General features: G+C 71.9%; 24 protein-coding genes and 1 tRNA gene. 14 read left to right on the plus strand and 11 right to left on the minus strand.

Annotated elements, in window-relative coordinates; all coding sequences use genetic code 11:
* Positions 1-13 precede the first annotated feature (13 nt).
* Positions 14-1,003, plus strand: coding sequence for an S-methyl-5-thioribose-1-phosphate isomerase (gene mtnA, locus ACQPXD_RS53035; protein ID WP_432832295.1), 990 nt, complete (start codon positions 14-16; stop codon positions 1,001-1,003).
* Here the strand turns inward: mtnA and ACQPXD_RS53040 are convergent.
* A complete protein-coding gene (locus ACQPXD_RS53040) occupies positions 962-1,966 on the minus strand; it encodes a prephenate dehydrogenase (protein ID WP_432832297.1) in 1,005 nt (334 codons plus the stop codon). The two genes, mtnA and ACQPXD_RS53040, sit on opposite strands and share 42 nt — an antisense overlap.
* A 115-nt stretch (positions 1,967-2,081) precedes the next feature.
* Here ACQPXD_RS53040 and ACQPXD_RS53045 point away from each other — a divergent pair, with 115 nt between their 5' ends.
* The 5 genes from ACQPXD_RS53045 (at position 2,082) to ACQPXD_RS53065 (ending at position 5,303) form a co-directional block, all read left to right on the plus strand.
* Positions 2,082-3,215, plus strand: coding sequence for a hypothetical protein (locus ACQPXD_RS53045; protein WP_432832299.1), 1,134 nt, complete (start codon positions 2,082-2,084; stop codon positions 3,213-3,215).
* 233 nt (positions 3,216-3,448) lie between these two features.
* Entirely contained in the window at positions 3,449-4,003 is a 555-nt protein-coding gene (locus ACQPXD_RS53050) for a hypothetical protein (RefSeq protein ID WP_432832301.1), read from the plus strand.
* Positions 4,004-4,078: 75 nt separating this feature from the next.
* Entirely contained in the window at positions 4,079-4,246 is a 168-nt protein-coding gene (locus ACQPXD_RS53055; RefSeq protein WP_432832302.1) for a hypothetical protein, read from the plus strand.
* An 80-nt stretch (positions 4,247-4,326) separates the two neighbouring features.
* On the plus strand, positions 4,327-4,848 hold the full coding sequence (locus ACQPXD_RS53060) for a tRNA adenosine deaminase-associated protein (protein ID WP_432832304.1): 522 nt from the start codon (positions 4,327-4,329) through the stop codon (positions 4,846-4,848).
* Between the two features lie 29 nt (positions 4,849-4,877).
* Positions 4,878-5,303 carry a nucleoside deaminase gene (locus ACQPXD_RS53065; protein WP_432844292.1) on the plus strand — a complete coding sequence of 142 codons (426 nt, stop codon included), beginning with the start codon at positions 4,878-4,880 and terminating at the stop codon, positions 5,301-5,303.
* Here ACQPXD_RS53065 and ACQPXD_RS53070 read toward each other — a convergent pair.
* Both ACQPXD_RS53070 and ACQPXD_RS53075 read right to left on the minus strand, forming a co-directional pair.
* Complete coding sequence (locus ACQPXD_RS53070) at positions 5,300-6,409, minus strand: sensor histidine kinase (RefSeq protein ID WP_432832306.1); 1,110 nt, start codon at positions 6,407-6,409, stop codon at positions 5,300-5,302. The genes ACQPXD_RS53065 and ACQPXD_RS53070 overlap by 4 nt on opposite strands.
* Positions 6,406-7,062: a response regulator transcription factor gene (locus ACQPXD_RS53075; protein ID WP_432832308.1), complete on the minus strand. Its 657-nt coding sequence runs from the start codon at positions 7,060-7,062 to the stop codon at positions 6,406-6,408. Before ACQPXD_RS53075 ends, ACQPXD_RS53070 begins: the two co-directional genes overlap by 4 nt.
* Positions 7,063-7,150: 88 nt before the next feature.
* On the opposite strand from ACQPXD_RS53075, the gene ACQPXD_RS53080 reads away from it, so the two are divergent.
* Genes ACQPXD_RS53080 through ACQPXD_RS53095 form a run of 4 tightly spaced genes read left to right on the plus strand, consistent with a single transcriptional unit; the run spans position 7,151 to position 10,471 of the window.
* The gene (locus ACQPXD_RS53080) at positions 7,151-7,636 is read left to right on the plus strand and encodes a hypothetical protein (protein ID WP_432832310.1); all 486 of its coding nucleotides are present in this window, start codon (positions 7,151-7,153) and stop codon (positions 7,634-7,636) included.
* Positions 7,633-8,664, plus strand: coding sequence for a peptidoglycan-binding protein (locus tag ACQPXD_RS53085; RefSeq protein ID WP_432832312.1), 1,032 nt, complete (start codon positions 7,633-7,635; stop codon positions 8,662-8,664). Before ACQPXD_RS53080 ends, ACQPXD_RS53085 begins: the two co-directional genes overlap by 4 nt.
* Positions 8,661-9,311 (plus strand): ABC transporter ATP-binding protein, encoded by a 651-nt coding sequence (locus ACQPXD_RS53090; RefSeq protein ID WP_432832314.1) that lies wholly within the window; start codon positions 8,661-8,663, stop codon positions 9,309-9,311. Before ACQPXD_RS53085 ends, ACQPXD_RS53090 begins: the two co-directional genes overlap by 4 nt.
* A complete protein-coding gene (locus ACQPXD_RS53095) occupies positions 9,308-10,471 on the plus strand; it encodes an ABC transporter permease (RefSeq protein WP_432832316.1) in 1,164 nt (387 codons plus the stop codon). Before ACQPXD_RS53090 ends, ACQPXD_RS53095 begins: the two co-directional genes overlap by 4 nt.
* Before the next feature lie 4 nt (positions 10,472-10,475).
* Here ACQPXD_RS53095 and ACQPXD_RS53100 read toward each other — a convergent pair whose 3' ends face one another.
* Both ACQPXD_RS53100 and deoD read right to left on the minus strand, forming a co-directional pair.
* Positions 10,476-11,156, minus strand: coding sequence for a hypothetical protein (locus tag ACQPXD_RS53100; protein ID WP_432832318.1), 681 nt, complete (start codon positions 11,154-11,156; stop codon positions 10,476-10,478).
* A complete protein-coding gene (deoD, locus tag ACQPXD_RS53105) occupies positions 11,153-11,863 on the minus strand; it encodes a purine-nucleoside phosphorylase (RefSeq protein WP_432832320.1) in 711 nt (236 codons plus the stop codon). Before deoD ends, ACQPXD_RS53100 begins: the two co-directional genes overlap by 4 nt.
* A 67-nt stretch (positions 11,864-11,930) precedes the next feature.
* On the opposite strand from deoD, the gene ACQPXD_RS53110 reads away from it, so the two are divergent.
* Positions 11,931-12,017 (plus strand) — tRNA-Ser (locus tag ACQPXD_RS53110).
* Positions 12,018-12,692: 675 nt separating this feature from the next.
* On the opposite strand, the gene ACQPXD_RS53115 is transcribed toward ACQPXD_RS53110, so the two are convergent.
* Positions 12,693-13,976, minus strand: coding sequence for a DUF6114 domain-containing protein (locus ACQPXD_RS53115; protein WP_432832322.1), 1,284 nt, complete (start codon positions 13,974-13,976; stop codon positions 12,693-12,695).
* Positions 13,977-14,032: 56 nt separating this feature from the next.
* Positions 14,033-14,677, minus strand: a complete 645-nt coding sequence (locus tag ACQPXD_RS53120; protein WP_432832324.1) for a DUF6230 family protein — start codon at positions 14,675-14,677, stop codon at positions 14,033-14,035.
* A gap of 478 nt (positions 14,678-15,155) precedes the next feature.
* On the opposite strand from ACQPXD_RS53120, the gene ACQPXD_RS53125 reads away from it, so the two are divergent.
* Complete coding sequence (locus ACQPXD_RS53125) at positions 15,156-17,999, plus strand: PQQ-dependent sugar dehydrogenase (protein ID WP_432832326.1); 2,844 nt, start codon at positions 15,156-15,158, stop codon at positions 17,997-17,999.
* A 126-nt stretch (positions 18,000-18,125) separates the two neighbouring features.
* Positions 18,126-20,441: an AbfB domain-containing protein gene (locus ACQPXD_RS53130; protein WP_432832328.1), complete on the plus strand. Its 2,316-nt coding sequence runs from the start codon at positions 18,126-18,128 to the stop codon at positions 20,439-20,441.
* Between the two features lie 659 nt (positions 20,442-21,100).
* On the opposite strand, the gene ACQPXD_RS53135 is transcribed toward ACQPXD_RS53130, so the two are convergent.
* The 4 genes from ACQPXD_RS53135 to ACQPXD_RS53150 all read right to left on the minus strand — a co-directional run bounded on the left by ACQPXD_RS53135 (position 21,101) and on the right by ACQPXD_RS53150 (position 24,841).
* The gene (locus ACQPXD_RS53135) at positions 21,101-22,498 is read right to left on the minus strand and encodes an ABC transporter permease (protein WP_432832330.1); all 1,398 of its coding nucleotides are present in this window, start codon (positions 22,496-22,498) and stop codon (positions 21,101-21,103) included.
* Positions 22,495-23,190, minus strand: coding sequence for an ABC transporter ATP-binding protein (locus ACQPXD_RS53140; RefSeq protein WP_432832332.1), 696 nt, complete (start codon positions 23,188-23,190; stop codon positions 22,495-22,497). Before ACQPXD_RS53140 ends, ACQPXD_RS53135 begins: the two co-directional genes overlap by 4 nt.
* Entirely contained in the window at positions 23,187-24,161 is a 975-nt protein-coding gene (locus tag ACQPXD_RS53145; protein ID WP_432832334.1) for an efflux RND transporter periplasmic adaptor subunit, read from the minus strand. The genes ACQPXD_RS53140 and ACQPXD_RS53145 overlap by 4 nt, the downstream gene beginning before the upstream one ends.
* 290 nt (positions 24,162-24,451) lie before the next feature.
* Positions 24,452-24,841, minus strand: a complete 390-nt coding sequence (locus ACQPXD_RS53150) for a winged helix-turn-helix transcriptional regulator (RefSeq protein WP_432832336.1) — start codon at positions 24,839-24,841, stop codon at positions 24,452-24,454.
* Positions 24,842-24,899: 58 nt separating this feature from the next.
* On the opposite strand from ACQPXD_RS53150, the gene ACQPXD_RS53155 reads away from it, so the two are divergent.
* The gene (locus ACQPXD_RS53155; RefSeq protein ID WP_432832338.1) at positions 24,900-25,718 is read left to right on the plus strand and encodes an SDR family oxidoreductase; all 819 of its coding nucleotides are present in this window, start codon (positions 24,900-24,902) and stop codon (positions 25,716-25,718) included.
* Positions 25,719-26,587 lie beyond the last annotated feature (869 nt).

Here is a 26,587-nt window from a genome sequence, read left to right on the forward strand (position 1 = left end):
GGAAAGGACATTGATGCGCAGCATTGACTGGATTGACGGTGCGCTGGTCATCGTGGATCAGACGCGGCTGCCCGGGGAGACCGTGTTCCTGCGGCTTACCAGCGTCGAGGACGTGGTCGGGGCGATTCGCCGGCTGGCGGTGCGCGGGGCGCCCGCCATCGGGGTCGCGGGGGCGTTCGGGGTGGCGCTCGCGGCCCGGCAGCACGAGGGCGACGCCGCGGCGCAGGCTCATGCGGTACACCTTCTGGAAAACGCTCGGCCGACGGCGGTGAACCTGGCCCGGCAAGCGCGGCGGGCGGCGGGGCGGCTGCCTTCGTTCGACGCCGTGCTGGCCGAGGCCATGCGGATTCGCGACGAGGAGATCGCCAGCTCGACGGAAATGGCGCGGCGCGGCGCGGACCTGGTCGAGCGCCTGTGCGGGACCGGGGCACGGCTGCTCACCCACTGCAACACCGGCGGGCTGGCCACCGTCGTGGACGGCACGGCGCTGGCCGTCATTTTCGAGTTGTACCGCCGGGGCGCGCTCGGCGGCGTCATCGCGAGCGAGACCCGGCCGCTGCTGCAGGGCGCCCGGCTGACCACGTGGGAGCTGGGGCGGGCCGGGATCCCGCACCGGCTCGCGGTCGACTCGGCGGGGCCGTTCCTGATGGCGCGCGGCGAGGTGGACGCGGTGATCCTCGGCGCGGACCGGATCTGCGCCAACGGCGATGTGGTGAACAAGATCGGGACGTATGCGCATGCGCTGGGCGCGCGGGCGGCCGGGATCCCGTTCATCTGCGTGGCGCCGGAGTCCACGGTGGACACCGCGACGGCGTCCGGGGCCGACGTGGAGATCGAGGACCGGGGCGCGGCCGAGGTGGTGGGTACGGCCGCCCCGGCCGGCACCGCCGCGGTGAACCCGGCGTTCGACGTCACCCCGGCCGGGCTGGTCACCGCCGTGGTGACCGATACGCGGACGTTCTCAGGCCGGGCGGACGGCGCGGACCGTCTTGCGGTCGGCTGAGACCGACTCGATCCAGCCGCCCACCCGGCCCAGACGCAGCAGCACGTCGGCGCGGGCCGGCAGGTCGGCCGACTCGCCCGGCTGGGGAGGCCAGCCCAGCCGGGCGGTGTGCCCGGGAGTGAGCCACGGGGTGAGCGCGCCGATCGGGTCGGCGCCGTCGAGGGCCGCGCGGGCCGCGTTGAGGTCGGCCAGGACGGTGTCCAGCACCCGGCCCACCGCGGGCGCGTTGCCGCCACACATCGCGGCGGTCAGCTCCGGGCGGGCGGCGGCGACCCGGGTACCGTCGCGGAACGACCCGGCGCCCAGCGTGCCGGCGAGCGGATCGCTGGAGATCAGCGCGGCCAGCGCGGCGGCGACCAGGTGCGGCACGTGCGAGATGGCGGCGACAGCGGCGTCGTGCTCCTCGGCGGTGGCCGGGACGACCCGCGCGCCCAGGCCGGTGACGAGCGCGGCCAGCTCGACCCAGTCGCGGATGCCGGCGCCGTCCTCGTTCAGGCACAGCACCCACGCGCAGCCCTCGAACAGCCGCGGGTCGGCGGCGGTGAAGCCGGAGGTCTCCCGGCCGGCCATCGGGTGGCCGCCGACGAACGTGGCCAGCGCCTGCCCGCCGGTGCGCAGCCGGTCGGCGGCGATGTCGTGGACCGGGGCCTTGACCGAGGTCACGTCGGTGACGACGCCGACGTACCCCAGCGAGGCCAGCTCGTCGAAGACCGGCCCCACCGACGGCAGCGGCACCGCGACCACGGTCAGGGAGGCGTCGCGCACCGCGTCGGCGATCGTCGCGGTCACGTGCCAGCGCGCGTTGGCCGGCGCCTGCGCGGCCGCGGTGCGCGCGGTCGCCCGGGTCGCCGGGTCGGCGTCGTAACCGCTCACGCGATGGCCGTGCGCCGCGAGCGCACGCAGGACCGATCCGCCGATGAGCCCGAGCCCGACCACCGCCACGTTCAACGTCGCATCACGCACTGCGGAACTCTCGCACACCTGCCGGTCACCCGTTCGGCTCGGGACGGCCGCCGAACGACTTATGCCGACCGATTTCCGGACATTAGCGCGATTACATCCGGTTACCGTCCATTCCATGCGACTTATCCGTTTTGTAGGGGCGGCCATCGCGGCCGGGGTGCTCCTCACCGGTGGTACGGCGAGCGCGGCCACGGTGCAGAAGAGCCCGCTGCGCGCGCCGGAGTTCGACGGTGCCGTGTACGCGACCGCCTACCTGGGCGACACCGTGTACGTGGGCGGGTCGTTCGGCAACGCCATCGTCGCCGGTCGCAGCTATCCACGCGGCCGGCTGGCGGCGTTCAACGCGCGCACCGGCGCGCTGCTGGACTGGGCGCCGTCGGCGGACGACACGGTCCGCGCCCTGGCCGCCGACGGTAACGCTGTGTATATGGCTGGTGACTTCCAGCGAGTCTCGGGCGCGCGCCGTGACTCGCTGGCCCGGCTCGACGCGACCACGGGCGCCGTCGATGCGTTCAGCCACGCCGTCGCCGGGTCGCCGCTCGCGCTCGGCGTCGGCGGCGGGCGGCTCTACGTGGCCGGGCGGTTCACCGGGATCGATGCGGCCCGGCGTACCAATCTGGCGGCCTTCGACGTCGCCACCGGCGCGCTCGACGCCCGCTGGACCCCCACCGCCGACGACGCCGTCGAGGCGCTCGCCGTCACCGCGGATCGGGTCTACCTGGCCGGCTCCTTCCACCGCACCGACGACGTCGCCAACTCGCTGCGCCTCACCGCCGTCGACCCGGTCACCGGCGCCCTGGACCGCGGCTTCCTGCCGCGCCCGCCGGCGATCGTGTTCGCGGTCGCCGTCGGCGCGGACGGCACCGTCTACGCCGGCATGGGCGGGCAGGGCGGCCGGGCGGTCGCCTACACGCCCGGCGGCAAGGTCCGCTGGACCCGCGTCTTCGACGGCGACGTGCAGGCGGTCGCCGCGCTCGGCGGCGTGGCGTACCTCGGCGGGCACTTCGACAAGGCGTGCAAGACCCCCAACAACGGCAGCCAGGGCACGTGCACCGACGGCTCGGTACCCCGGGTGAAGCTCGCCGCCGTCGACGCCTCCGGCCGGCTGCTGGACTGGGCGCCGCAGGCCAACGGGATCGCCGGCGTGCGCGCGCTGACCGCCGCCGGGACGCTGCACCAGCTGACCGCCGGCGGCGAGTTCACGATGGTCGGCGGGTCCAGCCGGAAACGGCTCGCGGTCTTCGGCTGACGTTGCGGGCTAGCGCCTGCTTCATAGCTGGGGTGGGAGCGAGGCGGAGTCCAGGTTTCGTCCAATGGTGGCCCGCGGAAGCCAGGCTACCGGTGTTGTAACCGGGCTTTCGCGGGACGCCGCTGGCGCCTTGGGCGACCCGGCCTGGCGCAGTGCGCCGGGTCGGCCTGGGCGAGAGACCTGGGCCCGACGCAGCCCCGCCGCAGCTATGAAGCAGGCGCTAGGCTGCTGATGTGGCAGTGAGCGAGTCGCAGTGGAAGGAACCGGGCGGTCCGGTGGCCCCGGTCTCGGCGCCCGCTGCCGGCTGGCCCACCGTGACCGCGGCCCAGCCCGCGCTCCCCGGGGCACCGGGCCGGGGGCCGTGGCCGGGTGCCATGGGGCCGCCGGTCGTCGGGCCGCCGCCGCGGCTGAGCGCGCGCCCGCCGACCCCCGCCGCCGCGTACGGCGCCTGGCAGGGCGCGGTTCGGCCGCCGGTGTTCAAGGTCAGCAACCCACGGCCCACGTTTCGCGAGCCGCTGCCCGTCCGCGCTCCGATGATCGCGGCCGGGGCCGGCGCCGGCGCGGCCTGGATGCTGCTGCTCGGTCTGCTGGCGGCCGGTTCCGCGCGGGGGTACGTCTGGGTCACCCTCATCGCCGGTCTCCTCGCCTGGGGCGCGGCGGCGCTGCTGGCCCGCTTCGGCGACCGGGGCGTCGCCGTGGGCGTGGCGGCGGCCAGCGGGATCGCGGTGGCGATCGCCGGCATCCTCGTCGCGTACCGCCTCGCCGGCGGCGTCTGGCTGCTCTGGTGATATCGGCCCGGCACGCTGGGTAGAGTTTCCGCGCTCCACTTGACGTGGATAGCGGTGAGGATCACCCTCAGCCTCATGGCTTTGAGGCTGCAGCGGCTCGACCCCGAGCGGCGTCGCCGGCGGCTCGCGCTGCTCGTCGAGCTCGCGGACGCGAAGGCGCTTCGTGTGCGGCTCCGTCCGCGCCGGGTCCGTGCCGACCGCCTCCGGGAGCTGATCGCCAACCGGCGACGACTCGCCGACTGAACTCTTGGGCCCTTCAGCGCCAAGCGGCAACCGGCTCGAATAGTGTTCACGCGTACCGACGAGCACCGACCGGGGGGACCGTGTCGCACTTCGCTGCCGCTGTCACGCGCGGCGCCGGGAGCTGGGCAGCAGCCGAGCTCGACCTGAGCGGCGTCGCCGACATCGAAGAGATCACCGATCGCCTGCGCGACGCCGATCCTGAGGCGTCCGTCTCGCTGCTGTTCGTCGAGTCCGACGACGCATATCTCGTGGTCCTGCGCCTCGATGACGGCGAGGACCTGCGGATCTTCGGCTCCGACTCGGTCTTCGCCGAGGAGTCGCGCCTCGGCGCCATTCTCCTGGGTGACATCGAGGAGCAGCTGCCCGAGATCGCGGAGGCCGCCGAGGAGCCCGCCGAGGAGGACGAGGAGGAGGAGCGCGGCTCCGCCGAGCCCGACATCGAGCCGGTGGGCGACCCGGAGCTGCTGGCCGACCTCGGCGTGCCAGGTGGGCGGCTGCTGGAGCTGTGCGCCCAGGAGGGCATGCTGCCGGCCGACATCACCGCCGAGATCTGCCAGGCCATCGGCGCCGGCGACGAGATCGAGGAGCTCCGCGAGGTGTGAGCGCCGCTGGGCGCCGGTGGGAGCCGGCGATGCGCCGGGCCCTCGAGGTGGCCGCCGGAGCCGGGCTCGACGTGCCGATCGGCGCGGTCATCCTCGGCCCCGACGGCGCCGAGCTCGCCGCCGCCCACAACGAGCGCGAGGTGACCGGCGACCCCACCGCCCACGCCGAGCTGATCGCGCTGCGCCGGGCGGCCGCCGGGAGCATCGGCTGGCGGCTGGAGGCGTGCACGCTCGTCGTCACCGTCGAGCCGTGCACCATGTGCGCCGGCGCCCTGGTCCTGGCCCGGGTCGGCACGGTGGTGTTCGGCGCCTGGGAGCCCAAGACCGGCGCCGCCGGGTCGCTGTGGGACGTCCTGCGCGACCGCCGCCTCACCCACCGCCCGGAGGTGATCGGCGGCGTCCTGGCCGCCGAGTCCTCGGCCCTGCTGCGCGGCTTCTTCGAGCATTACCGCTAAGGGAACGTCACCGTCACCCGCAAGCCGCCGCCGTCGCGCGGCTCCGCGTCGGCCGTACCCCCGTGCGCCGCCGCGACCGAGCGGACGATGGACAGCCCGAGACCCGTGCCCCGGGCCGACCCGGTCCGCGAGCGGAGCCGCCGGAAGGGCTCGAAGAGCCCCGGGATCTCGTACGCCGGGATCACCGGCCCGGTGTTCGACACCACCAGCCGCGCGCCGCGTTCGGTGCGCTCCGTGGAGACCCACACCCGCCCGTCCGGCACGTTGTAGGCCACCGCGTTGTCGACGAGGTTCTGCACGACCCGCTCCAGCAGCACCGGATCGCCGACCACGGGCGCGGCGCGCAGATCGGCCTCGACCCGCTTGTCGTCGTCGCCGACCACGTGCCGGGCCACCTCGGCCAGGTCGACCCGGTCGTGCACGGTCAGCGCCTGCTCCGAGGCGACCAGGGTGAGCAGCCCGTCGATGAGCCGCTCGTGCCGCGCGTTGACGGCCAGCAGCGTCTCGCCCAGCTGGACCATCTCCGGCGGCGGGTCCGGCCGGCCGAGCGCGACCTCGATGAGCGTCCGGTTGATCGTCAGCGGCGTGCGCAGCTCGTGCGAGGCGTTGGCGGCGAACCGGCGCTGCCCGTCGAAGGCCTGGTCGAGCCGCTCCAGCATCGAGTCGAACGTGTCCGCGAGCTCCTTGATCTCGTCCCGCGGCCCGCTCAGCGCGATCCGCTCGTGCAGGTTGCCGCCGGCCACCCGGCGGGCCGCCTCGGTGATCTGCCCGACCGGGCGCAGCGCCCGCTCGGCCATCAGCCAGCCGAAGCCGACGCCGATGACGGTCACCGCGACCAGCGCTATCGCGCCCTGGGTGAGCAGCGAGTGCAGGGTGTCCTGCTCGATCCGCTCCTGCCGCTGCTGGAGCTGCTGGACGAACTGCAGCAGCTGGATCTGCTGGCTGCCCAGGTCGAGCTTCAGGTCCGGCGGGAGGTCGGTGGTCGTGCGCTGGTGGATGTTCTGGCGGACCAGGAAGTACGTGACGCCCAGCAGGAGGGCGCCGCCGATCAGGAACAGCGCGCCGTAGAGCAGCGTCAGGCGGGCTCGGATGTGCAGATGCTTCATTGGATCTGGTACCCCACTCCGGCGACGGTGGAGATCACGGGCGGATCGCCGAGCTTGCGGCGCAGCGTCATCACGGTCACCCGCAGCACGTTGGTGAACGGGTCGATGTGCTCGTCCCAGGCCCGCTCCAGCAGCTGCTCGGCCGACACGACCGCGCCGCCGGCCCGCAGCAGCTCCTCCAGCACCGCGAACTCCTTGCGGGTCAGCGCCACGTAGTGCCCGGCCCGGAACACCTCCCGCCGGTTCGGGTCCAGTCGCAGCTCACCGCGCTCCAGCACCGGCGGGGCGGCGGCCCGGGCCCGCCGGCCCAGCGCCCGCACCCGGGCCACCAGCTCGGTGAACGCGAACGGCTTGCCCAGGTAGTCGTCGGCGCCGAGGGACAGCCCGGCGACCCGCTCGGCCACGGCCGAGGCCGCGGTCAGCATGAGGATGCGGGTGTCCGGCAGCGTGGCGCTCACCCGCCGGCAGACCTCGTCGCCGTCGACCGCGGGCAGGTCGCGGTCGAGGATCAGCACGTCGTACTCGTTGACGCCGAGCCGCTCCAGCGCGCCGTCGCCGTCGTAGGCCACGTCGACCGCGAACGACTCCCGGCGCAGCCCCTCGGCGACCGCGTCGGCGAGCAGCTGCTCGTCCTCCACCACCAACACCCGCATGTCCTCATGGTGCCGCGCCGGCGTGTAAGCGCGGGATAAGTGGGCGCACTGACGGCGGTCTTACGGGCCCGGCGGTGCACTTTCGGCCATGAAGAAGCTCCTGATCGCTCTCTGCGGGCTGGCGCTGGCCGCGTGCTCGTCGGCGCCGTCCGGGCCGTCCGTCGCCACCGCCGCGACCGGCACCGCCAAGCCGTCCGCCTCCGCGTCGATCGACAAGGCGGAGGCCAACCGGCAGTTCGCCAGGTGCATGCGCGAGCACGGGGTCGACGTGCCCGATCCCGGGCCGGACGGCAACCTGCAGTTCGACGCCGGCTCCGGGGACCGCGACAAGGCGGTGGCGGCGGCATCGGCGTGCCAGCAGTACCTGCCCAACGGCGGATCGCTGTCGAACCTGACGCCGCAGCAGCTGGAGCAGGCGCGGGCCTTCGCCAAGTGCATGCGGGAGCACGGCGTGAACATGCCCGACCCGGACCCGAACACCGGCCTCTCTTCGCTGCTCAACGGCACCGTGGATTTCAACAGCCCGCAGTTCCAGGCGGCGGCCCAGGCCTGCCAGGGCACGGTGCAGCGGTGAGGCGCTGGGCCATCGGCCTGGTTGTCGTGGCCGTTGCGATCGGCATTATCGGCTATGTCGGATTCAACCGGGCCGCTCCGCCGGCCGCGGCGCCCGCACCGCCGCACACCGCACAGATCGTGCAGGGCACGCTGACCGCGACCGAGGACGTCGACGGCACGCTCGGCTTCGGCGACCCGGTGACCGTCAACGGCCGGCTCCCGGGCATCGTCACCGCCCTGCCCGCCGAGGGCTCGACCGTGCGGCGGGGCGAGGCGATGTACCACGTCGACGGCCGCCCGATCGTGCTGTTCTACGCCGGCGCGCCGTTCTACCGCGCGCTGAAGCCCGGCGACTCGGGCGCCGACGTGGCCGCGCTCGAGGCCAACCTGACCGCCCTGGGCTACAAGGGCTTCACCGCCGACGACGAGTACACCGGCGCCACCGCCGACGCGGTGCGCGACTGGCAGCAAGCCCTCGGCCTGGACGAGACCGGCACCGTCGAACTCGGCCGGATCGTGGTCGCCCCCGACGCGGTGCGCATCGGCAAGGTCACCGCGCACGCCGGCGACAACGCGGCCGGCCCGGTCCTGCAGTGGACCGGCTCGACCCGGCTGGTCACGATCCAGCTCGACGTGACCCAGCAGCGGCTCGCCGCGGTCGGCGCCGCGGCCGCGGTGAAGCTGCCCGACGACACCGCCGTCGACGGCAAGGTCGCCACGATCGGCGCGGTCGCGACGGCGTCGGTGCAGAACAACCAGACGAAGGTGACCGTCGACGTGACGGTGACCGTGGCGGACCAGGCCCGGCTCGGCACCTACGACGCCGCGCCGGTGAAGGTGACCCTGGTCTCGCAGCAGCGCGAGCACGTGCTCATCGTGCCGGTGAGTGCCCTGGTGGCGCTTTCCGAGGGTGGGTACGGCCTGCAGCTCATCACCGACGGCGGCATGCGCACGGTCGCGGTGCACACCGGGCTGTTCGCCTCCGGCAAGGTCGAGGTCGCCGGCGCCGATCTGGCCGCCGGCCTGACCGTCGGGGTGGCCGGATGATCGAGCTGGAGCGGGTGTGCAAGGTGTACCCCGGCGGCGTGACGGCGCTGGACGAGGTCTCCCTGACGATCGAGGCGGGCGCCCTGGCCGCGATCGTCGGCCCGTCCGGCTCGGGCAAGTCGACGCTGCTGCACCTCATCGGGGCGCTGGACGTGCCGACCAGCGGCACGGTCCGCATCGCCGGCCGGGACGTCGCGACGCTCTCCGACGCGGGCCTGTCCCGGCTGCGCGCGTCGGCGATCGGCTTCGTCTTCCAGCAGTTCCACCTGGCGGCGGGCATGTCCGCGCTGGACAACGTCGCCGACGGGCTGCTCTACGCCGGGGTCGGGCTCGCCTCGCGCCGCCGCCAGGCCGCCGACGCGCTGACCCGGGTCGGGCTCGCCCACCGGATGACGCACCGGCCCGCGCAGCTCTCCGGCGGCGAGCGGCAGCGGGTCGCGATCGCGCGGGCGGTGCTCGGCTCGCCGCCGCTGCTGCTGGCCGACGAGCCCACCGGGAATCTCGACAGTGCGTCGGGTGCCGCGGTACTCGACCTGCTTCGCTCCCTGCACGCCGCCGGCACGACGATCGTGATCATCACACACGACCGCGACATCGCGGCTTCGATGCCGTTGCGCTTCGCGCTGCGCGATGGGCGGTTGTCATGAAATTCGCGGACGTCTGGCGCCTTGGCGGGATCGGCCTGCGCACCCGCCCCCTGCGGGTCGTCCTGTCGGCCCTGGGCATCGCCATCGGCATCGCCGCGATGGTGGCCGTGGTCGGCATCTCGTCCTCCAGCCGGGCACAGGTCGACCGGCAGCTCGCCGCGCTCGGCACCAACCTGCTCACGGCCGGCCCCGGCAAGTCGTTCTTCGGCGACAACTCCCACCTGCCCGACGACGCCGAGGCGATGGTCGCCCGGATCGGCCCGGTCACGGCGGTCTCGGCCACCGGCCGCGTGCCGTCGGCGCACGTGTACCGCACCGACCGCATCCCGGCCGAGGAGTCGGGCGGCATCGCGGTGCTGGCCGCCCGCCCGGACCTGCCGGCCACGGTCGGCGTCACGGTGCATGCCGGAACCTGGCTGACCGCCCCCGACTATCCGACGGTCGTCCTGGGCGCCCGCGCCGCGTCGATCCTGGGCCTCGCCGACGGGCTGGGACTGAACGTCTGGCTCGGCGACCATTGGTTCACGGTGGTGGGGATTCTGGATGCGGTACCCCTGGCGCCTGAACTCGACAGCGCCGCGCTGATCGGCTGGCCGGCGGCGACCGGCGTGCTCGGCTTCGACGGCTACCCGACGACCATCTACAGCCGGGCCCGCGACGACGCCGTGACCGCGGTGGCCGATGTGCTCGCCGCGACCGCGAACCCGGCCGCGCCCAACGAGGTCCAGGTCTCCCGCCCGTCGGACGCCCTCGCCGCCAAGGCGGCCACCGACCAGGCGTACACCGGGCTCCTCTTGGGCCTCGGCGCGGTGGCCCTGCTGGTCGGCGGCGTCGGCGTGGCCAACACCATGGTCATCTCGGTGCTGGAGCGCCGCCCCGAGATCGGCCTGCGCCGGGCCCTGGGCGCGACCCGCGGCCACATCCGGTCGCAGTTCCTGGCCGAGTCGCTGCTGCTGGCCCTCCTGGGCGGCACCGGCGGCGTGCTGCTGGGCCTGCTGGTGACCGAGGCCTACGCCGCCGCGCGCGACTGGCCGGCGGTGCTGCCGGCCTGGGCCTTGCTCGGCGGCCTGCTGGCCACGCTGGTGATCGGCGGGATAGCGGGCCTCTACCCGGCGATGCGCGCCGCCCGCCTGTCCCCCACGACCGCCTTGTCGTCCTGACCGTTTACATCCGGGGCTGCAGTTTCTCGATCACCGCATGCGGATCGTCGTAAGGCCCGGAGACGTAGACCGGCCGGCCGTCCCGCCCGAACCGGATCGGGCTGGGACCGGCCGGCCCGCCGAGGTATGGCGCCGCGGCGGCGAAGTCCGGGTGGGGCTCGAACCCCAGCCCCCGGGCGTACTCCACCGCACCGTGCACGACGGCCCGGGCGAGCTCGATCGGGGCGGCCACCGGCGCGCCGCCGAAGTTGGCGAAGATCTCCTCGCGGAGGTCGTCGGCGGCCCGCGAACTCATCGAATGCGGCCCCAGCGCGTCCTTGACGCCCAAGCAGTACAGATCCACCAGGAATCCGCAGACCGACACCCGGCTGTAGCGTTCCTGCCGGACGATCAGGACGTTCGCCAGGCCGTCCGCCCCGCCGAACCCGCCCGGGTCCAGCGCCGCCCACTGCGCGGGCGCCTCGTCCAGCCCCAGCCCGACGCTCCAACCCGGGCTGATCCAGCACCCGAGCAGGACCCGGCCGGCCGGATCGTCGTTGTGCGCCTGGTCCGCCTCCGCGACCTGACGTACCAACGGAGCAACGGCGGCCGGCCGCAGCCCCAGCGCCTTGGCGATCTGCTTGGGCGTGTTGCCGCGCTCGCGCATCAACCGCACCTGGCTCAGCAACGCATCGTTGTCGGTCATGAGGCGATGATCGTCTTCAGCGCGATCTCCACCATCTGCCCGAACGTCTGCTCCCGCTCCTGCGCGGTCGTCCGCTCACCGGTCTTGATGTGGTCGCTCACGGTGAGCAGCGTCAGCGCCCGCGCCCCGAACCGCGCCGCGATCGTGTACAGCGCCGCGGACTCCATCTCCACGGCGAGCACCCCGTAGTCGGCCAGCCGGTCGTAGAGGTCGGGCCGATCGGTGTAGAACGCGTCGGCGGCCAGGATCGGCCCGACCCGCATCGCGATCCCCTTCTCCGCCGCCACGTCCACGGCCGTCCGCAGCAGCGAGAAGTCCGCCACCGGCGCGTAGTCGATGAGCCCGTCGAACCGGGCCCGGTTCATGCTGGAGTCGGTGCTCGCCCCGATCGCCGCGACGACGTCGCGCAGCTTGAGGGAATCTTGGATCGCACCACAGCTGCCGACCCGGATCAGCGCCTGGACGCCGTAGTCGTTGATAAGCTCGTGGGCGTAGATGCTGGCCGAGGGCATCCCCATGCCGGACCCTTGGACGGACACCTCGACGCCGTCGAACGTGCCCGTGAACCCGAGCATGTTGCGCACGGTGGAGTAGCAGTAGGCATCCTTGAGGTACGTCTCGGCGATCCATTTCGCCCGGAGCGGATCCCCAGGCATGAGAACCCGCTGCGCAATCTGACCCGGCTCGGCGCCGATGTGCGTGCTCATGCAGTGATCCTCCCAAACCCCGAGCCCCGCCGCCGACGCGCCTGGCCGATCGGGTAAGGTCTTCGGCGGTGGCGTGTCCGAGTGGCCTAAGGAGCACGCCTCGAAAGCGTGTGAGGGGGTAACTCCTCCCGGGGTTCGAATCCCCGCGCCACCGCACTTAGCCAGCGAGAACGCCGGACCCGTCCGCTCAGGACGGACCGGCGTTCTGCGTTTCAGTCTCAGTTGGGGCGGCCCGCTGTACAACAACACATCGGCGCTCCGGTACTACAGGTTCTGCCCGCCGGCGCCACTGGTGCCCGGCCCGCGCGTCCCAACAGGCGGACATGGTCTGCGATCACGTCCCACCCGTCGGGCGCTACACGCCGCGCGGCACGGCGCAGGGACCGAAAGTCTCCGTGATCATGCGCAACCGGCATCGACACCAACGGTTTTTCATGATCACGGAGTGCTGATGTACACCCGTGTACCGAAAGGCTCCGGGATCATGGCAAACCCGTGGTGCGGTCACCGCGAGCATCATGATCACGGAGACTTCCGGTCCCCGGCCTTGCCGTCGGCGGCGAACACCACGTTCAGGATGTCGCCGGAGACGAGGAGCGTGACCGTCTTGCTGGTGGTGGTGTCCACGACGGCGAAGGTTTCGTCGACGGGGACGGGGAGGTGCCGAGCCAGCCGACCGTGATGTACCGGCCGTCCATCGAAACGCCGCGGGCCGCCCACCCATCATGGAGGGCCGCCTGGTCCTGCGGCGGCGTGTACTGGTAGTAGGGTGTTGCTCGCGCACTCGCCGGACGCGAACCCGATTCCGGCCGAACGGACCGGGGAGCGGTCAGGCGGCGTAGGTGATGCTCAGGGCCGGGGCGGTCAGCAGGTTCGACTGGACGTACACCAGCTCGATCGTGCAGTTCGTGTAGAAGCCCGGCAGCGGGATCGGGGGCGGCGGGAACGACGGGGTGAAGGTGAGTGGCAGCAGGCCCAGGACGTTGGCGCTGAAGCTGGTCGTGTAGAACTTCACGTTGCCCGAGACGGTCAGCTTGCTGCTGGTGGTGATCAGCTGCTTCGGGGCGCCGGGGGTGTCCAGTTCGAACGGGGTCGACACCGAGTTCTTCATCGAGAAGGCCAGGACCCGGACCTTCGTGCCGTCCCTGTGCGGCAGCTCTGCCACGCCGTCGTAGGTCAGGCTGTCCATCGTCATGACCTTGGCCCTCAGGATCGACGGCTGCTTCGCCACGAAGGGCTGGCCGGCGGGTACCCGAGCCTGCTTGTTGTTCGGGGTGGCGGACGGGCAGGCGGTCGGCCTCGGGGAGGCGGGCCTGGTCGCGGGCGCCGCGCTTGATGCCGGAGCCGGCGGTGACAGCGATGGGGACGGCGTGGCGGCGGCCGCTTGCTTGCCGCCGCCGAACAGGCCGGACAGCCAGCCGAGGATGCCGGTCGGATTGTCCTGTGTCGGCGACGGCGACGGGGAGGCCGAGGGCGACGGCGAGGGCGAAGCGGAAGACGAACGCGGGGACGACGCCGCGGCCGAGGGCGAAAGCGAAGGCGGCTTGCACGGGGCGGCGTAGGCGGTGCCGGGGTGGTCGGTGGCGGCGAGAATCGAGACGGCCAGGGCGGCCAGCATCAGGAGTGGGCCCAGGTGACGCCGCCTGGGCAGGTCACCTGGGCCGGACGCTGGGGGGAGCTGATCATCGGCGCTGCCAGCGCCGTCCCCCTCTTCCAAAACCGGCTCCGCATCTTCCGAAATCGGCTCCGAGGCCAGCACGTCCGGTGGAACCACCGGCGCCCAGGCGACCGCCAGGCCGCCGCCGGCCAGGCCCAGCAGCATGCCCAGGAAGAAGCCGCCCAGGTTCAGGCCGATCAGCGAGTACAGCGCGGTGACGGTGCCGAGAATGCCGTAGAACAGCCGCTGCTGGGGCGTGAACCAGGTCAGCACTCCGCAGAGCAGCATGATCAGCGGGATGACGTACGACAGGAAGCCGGTCGGGCCGAAGTGGACCTCCAGCGCGAGCTTCATGTTGCCGCTGAGGAAGAGCTCCAGGCTCGACAGCATCAACAGCAGACCGCCCCAGAAGGGCCGTTGCGCGCGCCACCCGACCGAAGCGTGCGAGGTGATCAAGGCGTCCTCCAGCAAGGAGGCCCGCGGGTGTCAACCCGCGGGCCCAGGCCGTACGGCTAGAAGCACTCTTCCGGGTTCGAGCCCGTGGAGATGCCGAGATCGAGACCGGTCAGCTTGAACGTGCCGGCGGTGGTGGACCAGGCGACCTGCTTCAGGCCGGTGATCGTCACCGAGTCGGCCTGCTGGGCGAAGCTGCCCTGCAGGCCCTTGGCGTTGGCGCCGCCCTTGCTCAGGTCGGAGGCGTCGATGCCGATCTGGATGTTGCCGAAGGTGGCGTCGCCCTTGAGCGACGACATGTCGATCAGCAGATCGGTGGCCTCGGCCGGGTGGTTGGCGTCGCGGCCGGCGCGGATGACCATGCTGGCGGGCAGGTTGGGGATCCGCACGGACTGGCAGAGGTTGTAGAGCTTGGCGCTGGCGATGCCGGAGACCGCCACCAGGTGGTTCTTCGGGTCGGCCGGGTTGCGCGGGTCGCCGCCCTTCTCCGTGGCCACGCCGCCGTACTGCACGAACCCGGTCCCCTCGAGCCGGTCGGCGGAGACCTTGAACTGCTGGCCGGACACGCTGAACGACGCGGCGATCGCGCCGGTCGCCTGGCCGAAGACGATGGCGCCGGCGATGAAGCCGGCCGGCACGACGACGGTCGCGAAGCGCTTCCATCTCGTGCGGCCTCTCACCGCGCTGCCCTGAGCTGGAGACACGTAGGGCTCCTTTTGTCGGTGATGGTTCGCAGATGTGCCAAATGGCCGGGCCGAGGCGTGCGGACGATGTTGCCGGGTCCCTCGCGCGCGGACAAGGCCGGTCGTTACCGGCGGGTAACCCGACATCGGTCAATTTCATACGCTGCGTAATCGGTTACCGGAGTGTTTCCGAGGGCCGTCCGCCCATCAAACCGGGCGAATCCGCGCAAAAACCAGATGTGACTGCTACCACAGGTAGCCAATCTTGACGTACGTCACGGTTGCATAACGAAAACCCGCGAGGTTCTTTTCTTGCGCATCCGCCGGTGTCGATGGTTAGTTAGCACGCATAACTAACGCGGGTGGCCGCCATCCACCCCGGCGTCAGTTACCGCGCGACGGAGGGTCGGCGCCCCACGTCCCAGCGGCTGCTCATCGCAAGCGCGTCGGCGCGCGTCTTGCCTGGCTGAACCCCACAGCTCAGGAAGGACACCCGCTCATGGCACCATCCCCGCGCCGCTGGCGGCGGCTGCTCACCGCAGCCTCGCTCGCCACCGGCGGCTCCGTCGCGGCCGTCGTGGCACACGCCCCGGCCGCCGCCGCGATCCCCATCTCGCCCACCGACTATCAGCACGTCCAGCTGGCGCTGGGCAGCGCCGAGCTGGGCGAGCCGATGTCCCTGGCGGTGCTGCCGGACCGGTCGGTGGTCCACACCGCCCGTGACGGCACAGTCCGCGTCACCGACGCCGCGGGCAACACCAAGGTGGCCGCCAAGCTTTCCGTGTACACCCACGACGAGGAGGGCTTGCAGGGCGTCGCCGCCGACCCCGGGTTCGCCACCAACCGGTGGGTGTGGCTGTACTACTCCCCCACGCTGTCCACGCCCGCGGGCGACGCGCCGGCCACCGGTACCGCCGCGGACTTCAATGCGTGGAAGGGCCACCTCAACCTCTCCCGGTTCACCCTGCGAGCCGACAACACGCTCGACCTGGCCAGCGAGAAGGTCGTGCTCACCGTCGACAACGACCGGGGCCTGTGCTGCCACGTCGGCGGGGACATCGACTTCGACGCGCAGGGCAACCTCTACCTCACCACCGGCGACGACACCAACCCGTTCGAGTCGAACTCCTACGCGCCGATCGACGAGCGGACCAACCGCAACCCGCAGTACGACGCGCAGCGCTCCGCCGCCAACAGCAACGACCTGCGCGGCAAGCTGCTGCGAATCCACCCGAACACGGACGGCAGCTACTCGATCCCGGCCGGCAACATGTTCGCGCCGGGCACCGCGAAGACCCGCCCGGAGATCTACGCGATGGGCTTCCGCAACCCGTTCCGGATGAGCGTCGACAAGCCGACCGGGGTCGTCTACCTCGGCGACTACGGCCCCGACGCCGGTACCACGGATCCCAACCGTGGCCCCAACGGCCAGGTCGAGTTCGACCGCGTCACCGGGCCCGGCTTCTTCGGCTGGCCCTATTGCACCGGCACGAACACCACCGCGGAGACCTACAACGAGTGGGACTTCGCGGCCAACGTCACCGGCCCGAAGTTCAACTGCGCGGGCGGCCCGGCGAACAACTCCTTCCGCAACACGGGCGTGACCACCCTGCCCGCGGCCAGGCCCAGCTGGATCCGCTACGGCGGCGACGCGGGCACCCCGCCGGAGTTCGGCACCGGCTCGGAGTCGCCGATGGGCGGCCCGGTGTACCGCTTCAACGCCTCCCTCAACTCGGCGGTGAAGTTCCCGCAGGCGCTCGACGGCAACTTCTTCGCCGGCGAGTACGGCCGCAAGTGGATCAAGCCGGTAAAGATCAACGCGGACGGCTCACCGGGCGAGATCTCATCGTTCCCGTGGGCCGGCACGCAGGTCATGGACCTGGCCTTCGGCCCGGACGGGGCGCTCTACGTGCTCGACTACGGCACCGGGTCGAACAACCAGGCGCTGTACCGCATCGAGTACGTCGGCGGCGGCAACCGCGCCCCGATCGCGAAGATCACCGTGGACAAGACCTCGGGGCCGAACCCGCTGACGGTGAGCTTCTCATCGGCGGGCAGCAACGACCCCGAGGGCGGTGCGCTGAGCTATGCCTGGGACTTTGATGGCAACGGTACGACCGACTCGACGGCCGCCAACCCGTCGTTCACGTACACGACGAACGGCACGAAGACGCCGACGCTGACGGTCCGCGACCCGCAGGGCGCGACCGGCACGGCGAGCACCGTCATCACGGTGGGCAACGCGGCGCCGACGGTCCGGCTGCTGCTGCCGGCCGACGGCCAGCTGTTCAGCTTCGGCGACACGGTGCCCTACCAGGTGACGGTCACCGACCCGGAGGACGGCGCGATCGACTGCACGAAGGTCACCGTGACGTACTTCCTCGGCCACGACAGTCACTCGCACCAGATCACGTCGAAGACCGGCTGCAGCGGCACGCTCACGATCCCGGTCGACGGCGAGCACGACGCCGCGGCGAACATCTTCGGCATCTTCGACGCCGCCTACACCGACAACGGCGGGCTGACCGGCCACGGCGTCTCGACCCTGCAGCCCAAGCACCGGCAGGGCGAGCACTTCGGCGCCCAGTCCGGCGGCGTGCAGCCGGCCACCCACGGCACGGCCGAGGGCGGCGCGACGGTCGGCTTCATCGACAACGGGGACTGGGTCTCGTTCTCGCCGTACCTGCTGAACAACGCCACCCAGTTCAGCGCCCGGGTCTCCTCGGGCGGGCCGGGCGGCACGATCGAGGTGCGGGCCGGCTCGCCGACCGGCACCCTGCTCGGCACCGCGGCGGTGTCCCCGACCGGCAGCTGGGACACGTTCGCCACCGTCAGCGGGAACATCTCCGGCGCGCCAAGCACCGCCACCACGCTGTACCTCGTGTTCAAGGGCGGCGCCGGAAACCTGTTCGACCTCGACGCGTTCACCTTCACCGCGAGCACGCCGGCGACGCCGGTGGTGAGCCTGCGGTCGCTGGCGAACAACCAATACGTGTCCGCGCCCAACGCCACCACGGCGCTGATCGCCAACTCGGCGACGATCGGCACCGCGCAGCAGTTCGACCTGGTGGACCTGGGCGGCGGCAAGGTGGCGCTGCGGGCGCGGTCGAACGGCCAGTTCGTCTGCGCCGACAACATCGGCGCGAATCCGCTCATCGCCAACCGGCCGGCGGTCGGCGGGTGGGAGACCTTTACCCTGATCCGCAACGCCGACGGCACCGAGAGCCTGCTGGCGCAGGCGAACGGGAAGTACGTCACCGCGGAGAACAGCGGCACCCAGCCGCTGATCGCCAACCGGGCGTCGATCGGCCCGTGGGAGAAGTTCGATCTCATCGGCGCCTGAGATGTTGACACTCTTCGTTGAAATGTGAGTCGATGTGTTGGTCCGTGGGGGTCTTTGTGGGGACCCCCGCGGACCGGCCACGGTCCGCCACCGTGGCCGCCGGCCCGCCCCGAGGAGTCCCTCAGCATGAAGCTCGCAAGATGCGTCGCGCTGGCGCTCGCCCCGCTGCTCGCCACCACCGGCCTATTGGCCGCCGCCGCCCAGCCGGCCGCGGCCTGGACCCCGAAGACCCCGCCGATGACGACCCCGTGGACCAACTCGGTGTCCACGACCGACCCGTTGCCCGAGTACCCACGCCCGCAGCTGACCCGGCCCGACTGGCAGAGCCTGAACGGGATCTGGGACTTCGCCGTCACCGGCAGCGGCCAGACCACGCCGCCCGCGACGTTCGGCGAGCAGATCCGGGTGCCGTTCCCGGTGGAGTCCGCGCTCTCCGGCATCCAGCGCAAGATCACCGAGAATGACCGGATGTGGTACCGCCGGAGCTTCACCGTCCCCGCGGGGTGGAGCGGCCGGCGGGTGCAGCTGAACTTCGGCGCGGTCGACTGGCAGAGCACGGTCTGGGTCAACGGCACCCAGGCGGGCACCGTGCACAGCGGTGGGTACGACGCCTTCTCGTACGACATCACCCCACTGCTCGTCGCCGGCACCAACACGATCGTGGTCGGCGTCTACGACCCCACCGACGCGGGCAGCCAGGCGGTGGGCAAGCAGCGCCGCAACGACGTGCTGCCGCACGCCGGCGGCGGCATCTTCTACACCGGCGCCTCCGGCATCTGGCAGACGGTCTGGCTGGAGCCGACGCCGACGGCCCGCATCACCCGGGTCGACCTGGTGCCGAACCTCGGCAACAACACGCTCTCGGTGACCGCCCAGGGCACCGGCCTGTCCGGCCAGACGGTCACCGCCACGGTCTCCACCGGCGGCACGGTCGTCGGCACCGCGAGCGGCAGCCCCGGCACCGCGTTCGCCGTGCCGGTGCCCAGCGCGCACCGCTGGACACCGGACGACCCGTTCCTCTACGACGTGCGGGTCGAGCTGCGCTCCGGTTCGACCGTGGTGGACGCGGTCGGCTCCTACGCCGGCATGCGCTCCATCGCCGTCGGCTCGGTCAACGGCAAGCTGCGCATCCTGCTCAACGGGCAGTTCGTCTTCCAGTCCGGCACGCTCGATCAGGGGTACTGGCCGGACGGCATCTACACCGCGCCGACCGACGCCGCGCTGCGCTCGGACCTGCAGGCGCACAAGAACCTGGGCTTCAACATGGTGCGCAAGCACATCAAGGTGGAGCCGCAGCGCTGGTTCTACGCCGCCGACCAGCTCGGCCTGCTGGTGTGGCAGGACATGCCGGCGATGCCGACCGGCAAGACCCCGGACGCCGCCGCCCGCACGCAGTGGGAGGCGGAGTACCACCGGATCATCGACCAGCACCGCAGCTCGCCCGCCCTGGTCATGTGGGTCGACGAGAACGAGGGCTGGGGGCAGTACGACCAGGCCCGCATCGCCAACGACGTGAAGGCCTACGACCCGTCGCGCCTGGTCGACAACATGAGCGGCGTCAACTGCTGCGGCTCGGTCGACGGCGGCAACGGCGACGTGATCGACAACCACATCTACGTCGGCCCGGGCGCGACCCGCCCGGCCGGCACCCGCGCCGGCGTCCTCGGCGAGTTCGGCGGCCTGGGCTGGCGGGTGTCCGGCCACGAGTGGTCACCGGGCAACGGATTCAGCTACGAGGACCAGGCGAGCACGGCCCGGCTCAACGACCGGCTCAACGGCCTCTACGAGCAGCTGCGCGTCGGCGGTCTGCCGCAGGGCCTGTCCGCGTCGGTCTACACCGAGATCACCGACGTGGAGAACGAGAGCAACGGCCTGCTGACCTACGACCGGCAGGTGGTCAAGGTCGACGCCGCCCGGCTGCGCGCCAGCAACCAGGCGCTCATCGCCGCCTCGGGCAGCCCGGTCGCCCCGGCGACGCTGCAGACCGGCGTCTACAAGTCGCTGCGCGCGACCACGGCCTGCTGCGCCAACCGCTATGTCCGGCATCAGGACAGCCTGGGGTACACCGAGATCGTCGACGCCAACAGCAGCACACTGCTCAAGCAGGACGCCACCTGGCGGGTCGTGCCCGGCCTGGCGGACGCCTCCTGCTACTCGTTCGAGTCGCGCAACTACGCCGGCCAGTACCTGCGGCACCAGTCGTACCGGGTGCGCAAGGACCCGAACGACAACTCGGCACTGTTCAAGGCCGACGCCACCTGGTGCGCCCAGCAGGGTACCGGCGGGGTGCGGCTGACCGCCTGGAACTTCCCGGGCCAGTACCTGCGCCACTACAACGCCGAACTGTGGCTGGCCACCCCGGGCGGACCGAGCGCCTACGACAACCCAACCTTGTTCACCGAGGACACCACCTGGTCCGTCGACGCCCCCTGGGCACCGTAGGCGCCCTGTGTTCCTGGGCTTGTCCCTGGCTTTTGTCTTGGCATTTTGTTCCTTGGCATTTGTTCTTGTTCTTGGCACCGCGGACCTGTTGTTCTTGGCACCGCGGACCTGGCACGTCCCAGACGCTGGTCCCTGCACCCCGCGCGGCGCGGTGCAGGGACCAGAAGTCTCCGTGATCATGCACAGCCCGCGTCGACACCAACGGTTTTTCATGATCACGGAGCGCTGATGTACCCCCGTGTACCACAAGTCTCCGGGATCATGGCAAACCCGGTGTGCGGTCACCGCGCGCATCATGATCACGGAGACATACGTCCGGCCCGGCCGCGCGGATCGCAGGTTGCGCCCGCCTGGCGCGGCACCCGCACCGGGGGTCGGCGCCGACGACCGCTCGCGCCCCGCCGATGACCGCTTGTGCCCCGCCGGTGGCCGCTTGTGCCCCGCCGATGACCGCTTGTGCCCCGCCGATGGCCACCGACGCCCAGCCTGCGCCGCGCGCCGGGCATCAACCCCAGCACGATCAGGCGCTGGCCTCCATACACCGCACCAGCGGACGTGATCCCGTTTCGCCCAGTTTGGCTCGATTGGGCTTCGCAAGAACCGACCCAGGCGCTGGCGGCAGCAACGGTCTGCGGGCCCGAGTCCAGATCTTTTGTTTTCTATGCCCGCATGACCGTCGCGATCGGGATTCGCGCGGCGCGGATGGCGGGGATGAGGCCGCCGAGGAGGCCGGCGATCAGGCCCGCGATCACGCCGGCCGCGCCGGCCTGCCAGGGGAAGGTCATGTCGTGCAGTTCGGGCACGCGGCCGCCCAGGATGCGGCCGGCGACGTTGAGGCCGGCGGCGGCCACGGCGATCGCGGCGCCGGCGGTGAGCAGGCCGGTCAGCAGGGTCTCGGACAGGACGATGCCGGCCAGCAGGACGCGCGGGGTGCCGACCGCTCGGCGCAGCGCGAACTCCTCGACGCGCTCCCCGACCGTGGCCAGGCCGACGTTGAGGATGCCGGCCACGCCGATGAGCAGGACCAGGCCGGCCAGCCCGAGGAAGATCCAGTTGATGATGGCCAGCTCCTCCTCGATGGTCTTGCGCGCCTCGATGACCTCCACGTGGAGCATCTGGCTCGGCACGCCGGCGCCGACCAGCTTGCGGTTGAGCAGGCTTTCCGTCTCGCCCGCGGTCGGCGCGAACATGACCTGCAGGCCGGGCCCGCTGCCCATGACCACCGGGGCGTTGCCACCCTCGAGAGCGGCGATCACGCCGGGCTTGCCCGCATCGGCCGGGACGGGCGCTTCGGCCGGCTCGGGCGGGGGCATCCAGTTGGCGATCTCGTCGGCGCGAACATACGCCATCGGCTGCTCGCCGTTGCCGTCGTCGATGACGCCGATGATGCGCGGGGTCGGGTTGGCGATCGCGCCGTCGATGCGCATCTCGGCGGGGATGCGGTAGCGCGCGAAGCCGGCCGCGGCCGCCTTGTTGAGCACGATGCGTGGCGAATACGACGGCTGGCCGGTGAAGTCGAGCCAGGAGCCGGACACCGGGCGGAACGGGCGGAACTGCCGGATGTCGTTGACCACCGCGGTGAGCTGCAGCTCGATCGCGGCGCCGGGCGGGTCGACGGACTGGTCCATCGGCTCCGGGCGGCAGACGCCGGAGTCGTCGCAGCGCATGACGTAGCTCTGGCCGCCGCTGTAGCGCTCAGGGTGCTCCAGCGGCGACCCGCCGGGGTTGATCGGCCGGACCTTCGGCTCGCCGATGATGGCCCGCATGGTGTAGGTGGCCGCGGCGCCGGGCTGGTCCTTGATCGTCGTCGTGGTGACGTCCGCCGCGCCGGCGATCGGCGGCACATACAGCATCCGGGTGCCGTCCTTGGCGCTGTGCAGCTCGATGTCGGCCAGGCGCAGCGTGCGGGCGGTCTCGGCGGAGGCCTGGACGGTGACGACCGCGAGCACCCCCAGGAACAGCGAGACCATCGACAGGAACGTGCGCATCTTGTGGGCGCGGATGCCCTGCAGGCCGATGATCAGCGCGGAGCGGAGCCGACCGGAGAGCCGGATCATGCGAACTCCAGCGCGACCGGGCGCAGCACGCCGTCCTCCAGGCGCAGCACCCGGCGCATCTTCGCGGCGTGCGCCTGGTCGTGGGTGACCAGGATCAGGCCGCAGCCGCGGTCGGTGGCGGCCCGCATCACCTCGATGACGAGATTGCCGGTCTCGGTGTCCAGCGCCCCGGTGGGCTCGTCGGCGAGCAACATGCGCGGCCCGCGCACGAGCGCCCGGGCGATCGCGACCCGCTGCTGCTCGCCGCCGGAGAGCCTGGCCGGCCGGTGCTTGGCCAGGTGCGCGATGCCGACCTGGTCGAGCGCCTCCAGGGTGCGGACCCGCCGCCTGCGCCGCGGCAGCCAGCCCTGGCCGTTGACCAGCGCCATGGCCACATTCTGCGCGGCGGTGAGGTGCTTGAGCAGGAAGAAGCGCTGGAACACGAAGCCGAACTCGGCGCTGCGCAGCGCCGCGGCCCGCCGCTCGGAGACGCGGGCCAGGTCGCGGCCGCCCATGAAATACGTCCCGGAGTCGGGCCGGTCGAACAGCCCGATGAGGCTCAGCAGCGTGCTCTTGCCCGACCCGGACCGGCCCAGAATGGCCACGCTCTCGCCCTCGGCGACGCTCAGGTCGACGCCGGCCAGGATCGCGCGCGGCTGCCGCTGGCCCTTGAGCGTCTTGGTGATGCCCTCGAGCTCGATGATCGGTGTCATTTGCCCACCCCCGGGCCGCCGCCGGGGCCGCCCTTCGCGGCCGGGAGGTTGGGCCCGGGCACCGCGACGGTCTCCCCTTCGGTCAGCCCGCTCTTGATCTCGATGACCTTGCCGTCGGTCAGGCCGAGCGTCACCTCGCGGATCTCCCGGGTCTGGTCCGCCTTGATCACCTCGACCTGACCCTTGCCCTGCGAGCCGGCGACCGCCTCGACCGGCAGGACCAGCACGCCGGCGGCCTTGGCGGTGACCACCTCGACGGTCGCGGCGGCGCCGTTGATGAACTTCGCGTCGGCGGGGCCGACGCAGACCAGCCGCATCCCGGTCGGCTCGGACGGCTGCTGCGCCTGGCGGCCCTGGCTGACCGGCGGCGGTGCGCTCGCGGCGGTGCTCGGGTTGGTGGCCGGGACGACCGGCTCCGGGATGGTGCCCGCCGGCAGTGCGGCGAGCGTGCCGAGCACCGTGCACGGGAACGGCCCGGGCCCGCTCTTGATCTGCGCGGTGACCGACTCCAGGGTGTCCGAGATCTGGTACGCCTGGGCGCCGTCGATGTCCGCCACGATCCCGTAGCCGACCTGGCGGGCCGAGACGATCGGCGTGCCGGCCGTCACCTTCGACCGGTCGTCGACCAGCCGCCCCGCGAAGACCGCGCCGGCGGGGACCTCGACCGCGGTCGCCTTGCCGCCGGCCCAGATGTTGGCCACCTTCGTCGGCTTGGTCGGCGTGCCCGTCGGCGGCTTCACGTCGAGGTAGCGCACCTCGCCATCGATCGGGGCCACCAGCCCGAAGGTCGGATTCAGCGTGACCTTGCCGCTCAGGCTGACCTTGTTGGCCAGATCCTGGCGGGCCGGCTTGGCGGTGGTCACCGTGGTGCCGCGGTCGGCGAGGGAGGGCGGCGGCTGCTGCGAGGCGGCGGACGCGGTGCAGCCCGCGAGCAATCCCAGCACGGCGAGCAACGGCAGGAATCTTCGCACCGGGCTACCCCCACATCGCGGTCCGATCGAAGTCCGCCAAAGGGTAGCGGGCGGGGGCGGGGTGCGGCTGCCCCGTCTGGGGGTGAACGCGAAAAAACCACCCAGTGTCGGTGGATGGATACGCAGCGGCCCCGCCCCCGGAGGCAAGGGGACGGGGCCGCCCGGTGTGCCGCGCAGACTTCGTGCGTTCGCATCAAGGCCGCGCCGGCAGCTGTGAGGTGGTCACCTCGCCATCGGCACCGGCCACCGGCTCCTGAGCGAACCGCGGCTTCGCAACCGTTTGGCCCCCGTCACGAGGTCTCGAGCGCGTCCTTCACCGTGTCGTAGCGCTCCTGCGCCACGGTGATCTGCGGCATCTCCGCCTCGACAAGGTCGATGAGCTCGGTGAGCTTGACCGCGATCCGGCGGCCGCCGTCGGTGAGGCTGTACTCCACCCGGGGCGGGATCGCGCTGAGCACCTCCCGCACGACCAGCCCGTCGCGCTCGAGCGCGTGCAGGGTCTGGGACAGCATCTTCTCGCTCACGCCGCTGACCCGCCGGCGCAGCTCGTTGAAGCGGTGGGTGCCCTCCAGCAGCGCGGCCAGGGTCAGCAGCCCCCATCGACCGGCGACGGTTTCCATGACCGGTCGCGACGTGCAGTTCTTCGCGAACACGTCGAACACCAGCTCGTCCGGGGCCATGCAACTACGATAACCCAGGAGGTTGTACTTTCTAGAAGTTAGTGCCTACGATCAGGTAATGGCAATCACCGTCACCGGCGCAACCGGTCACCTGGGCAAACTGATCCTGAGCGAGCTGAAGGGCCACGACGTCATCGCCGTCGCACGCCGGCCCGAGGCGATCGAGGGCACGGCGCGCTTCGGCGACTACGACCAGCCCGAGAGCCTCGCGCCCGCGTTCGAGGGCACCGACACGCTGGTGTTCATCTCCGGCAGCGAGGTGGGCAAGCGCATCGCCCAGCACCGCGCGATCGTCGACGCGGCCGTCGCGGCCAAGGTCGGCCGGATCGTCTACACGAGCATCACGCACGCCGACACCAACCCGGGCCCACTGGCGCCGGAGCACAAGGCCACCGAGGACTACATCGTCGCTTCCGGCCTGCCGTACACGTTCCTGCGCAACAACTGGTACCTGGAGAACTACACCGAGAACCTGGCCGGTGCCCTGGAGCACGGCGCCCTGCTCGGCTCGGCCGGCAACGGCCGCGTCGCCGCCGCGACCCGCGCGGACTTCGCCGCGGCCACCGCCGTAGTCGCCAGCACCGATGGCCACGAGGGCAAGATCTACGAGCTGGGCGGCGACGAGGCGTTCACCTTGACCGAACTCGCCGCGGCCGTCTCGGAGCGCTTCGGCAAGCCGGTCGTGTACCGCGACCTGCCCGTCGAGGAGTACGCGAAGACCCTGGAGAGCTTCGGAGTGCCCGGCCCCTTCGCCCAGGCCCTAGCCCACTCGGACGCCGCCATCGCCCAGGGCGCGCTCGACGTCGTGACCGGCGACCTGAGCCGGCTTGTCGGTCGCCCGACCACCACGGCCCGCGAACTGCTCCAGACGCTGTAGTCCTCACCCCGGGGCGCTGCCGCGCTTGTATCGCGGCAGCGCCCACCAGCCGGCTCACCACCTATCCCACCGCTTCAGGGCCCGCCCCGGGCGCTGCAGCGCACCTGCATCGCCGGTCACGCCCGCCGGCGTGGTGGATGAGGTGGCCCGCCCCGGATCGTGTTGGTTGCTCCGCGGCCACCGCCGCTGGGCGTCCCTTGCGGCCGCCGGGGCACGCGGCAGGGGCGGAGGTTGCGGATGTCTCGCCGCGCCGGGCGAACCTGCGATCGGTGTGGCCGGCCGGACGTATGTCTCCGTGATCATGCTGCCCGCCATGGCCGCACCACGGGTTTGCCATGATCCCGGAGACTTCTGGTACGCGGGTGTACATGTTCACTCCGTGATCATGAAAAACCGTTGGTGTCGGCGGCCGGTACGCATGATCGCGGAGACTTATGGTCGCTGCGCTGCGCTCCGCGGTGGAGCCGCAGTTGGAGGGTGCCGGGCCCTCGGTCCAAGCGATCGAAGGCCCGGCGTCGCCGCGCCGGAACGGCCTGGACCGGCGGGCGAAGATCAGGGCGTGCGCCTCGGCCGTCGCTAAATACGCGGCGAGGAACGCCAGCGGCCCGGGTATGAGCCATGCATTCTGGACGTGCATTCTGCCAGCCCGACTCGACCGAAGCATCTCGGCCCCGAGTGCTGGCGGTCTGCCGGTGATCGGCGCGGTGCCAGGCCCCGGTCCGAGCGACCGAAGGCCCGGCGTTGCCGCGCCAGAACGGCGCGGGCCAGGACCCCGCGGGCGGCCGGGGCCTGCGCGCGCCGTTCCGGCCCGGCGTTGCCGCGCCGGGGCGGCCCAAGCCGGGGCGGGCAAGCCGGGGCGGGCAAGCCAG

Origin of the sequence: Dactylosporangium sp. CA-092794 (assembly GCF_050948465.1) — a bacterium.
Taxonomy (GTDB): Bacteria; Actinomycetota; Actinomycetes; order Mycobacteriales; family Micromonosporaceae; genus Dactylosporangium.

Excerpts from the sequence above, each read along its gene's own strand:
- ACQPXD_RS53155 (WP_432832338.1), top strand. The coding sequence starts at position 24,900 with ATGGCAATCACCGTCACCGGCGCAACCGGTCACCTGGGCAAACTGATC.
- ACQPXD_RS53135 (WP_432832330.1), bottom strand. The coding sequence starts at position 22,498 with ATGATCCGGCTCTCCGGTCGGCTCCGCTCCGCGCTGATCATCGGCCTG.
- ACQPXD_RS53095 (WP_432832316.1), top strand. The coding sequence starts at position 9,308 with ATGAAATTCGCGGACGTCTGGCGCCTTGGCGGGATCGGCCTGCGCACC.
- ACQPXD_RS53045 (WP_432832299.1), top strand. The coding sequence starts at position 2,082 with ATGCGACTTATCCGTTTTGTAGGGGCGGCCATCGCGGCCGGGGTGCTC.
- mtnA (WP_432832295.1), top strand. The coding sequence starts at position 14 with ATGCGCAGCATTGACTGGATTGACGGTGCGCTGGTCATCGTGGATCAG.
- ACQPXD_RS53150 (WP_432832336.1), bottom strand. The coding sequence starts at position 24,841 with ATGGCCCCGGACGAGCTGGTGTTCGACGTGTTCGCGAAGAACTGCACG.
- ACQPXD_RS53065 (WP_432844292.1), top strand. The coding sequence starts at position 4,878 with ATGCGCCGGGCCCTCGAGGTGGCCGCCGGAGCCGGGCTCGACGTGCCG.
- ACQPXD_RS53140 (WP_432832332.1), bottom strand. The coding sequence starts at position 23,190 with ATGACACCGATCATCGAGCTCGAGGGCATCACCAAGACGCTCAAGGGC.
- ACQPXD_RS53080 (WP_432832310.1), top strand. The coding sequence starts at position 7,151 with ATGAAGAAGCTCCTGATCGCTCTCTGCGGGCTGGCGCTGGCCGCGTGC.
- ACQPXD_RS53075 (WP_432832308.1), bottom strand. The coding sequence starts at position 7,062 with ATGCGGGTGTTGGTGGTGGAGGACGAGCAGCTGCTCGCCGACGCGGTC.
- ACQPXD_RS53070 (WP_432832306.1), bottom strand. The coding sequence starts at position 6,409 with ATGAAGCATCTGCACATCCGAGCCCGCCTGACGCTGCTCTACGGCGCG.
- ACQPXD_RS53055 (WP_432832302.1), top strand. The coding sequence starts at position 4,079 with ATGGCTTTGAGGCTGCAGCGGCTCGACCCCGAGCGGCGTCGCCGGCGG.
- ACQPXD_RS53100 (WP_432832318.1), bottom strand. The coding sequence starts at position 11,156 with ATGACCGACAACGATGCGTTGCTGAGCCAGGTGCGGTTGATGCGCGAG.
- ACQPXD_RS53125 (WP_432832326.1), top strand. The coding sequence starts at position 15,156 with ATGGCACCATCCCCGCGCCGCTGGCGGCGGCTGCTCACCGCAGCCTCG.
- deoD (WP_432832320.1), bottom strand. The coding sequence starts at position 11,863 with ATGAGCACGCACATCGGCGCCGAGCCGGGTCAGATTGCGCAGCGGGTT.
- ACQPXD_RS53130 (WP_432832328.1), top strand. The coding sequence starts at position 18,126 with ATGAAGCTCGCAAGATGCGTCGCGCTGGCGCTCGCCCCGCTGCTCGCC.
- ACQPXD_RS53090 (WP_432832314.1), top strand. The coding sequence starts at position 8,661 with ATGATCGAGCTGGAGCGGGTGTGCAAGGTGTACCCCGGCGGCGTGACG.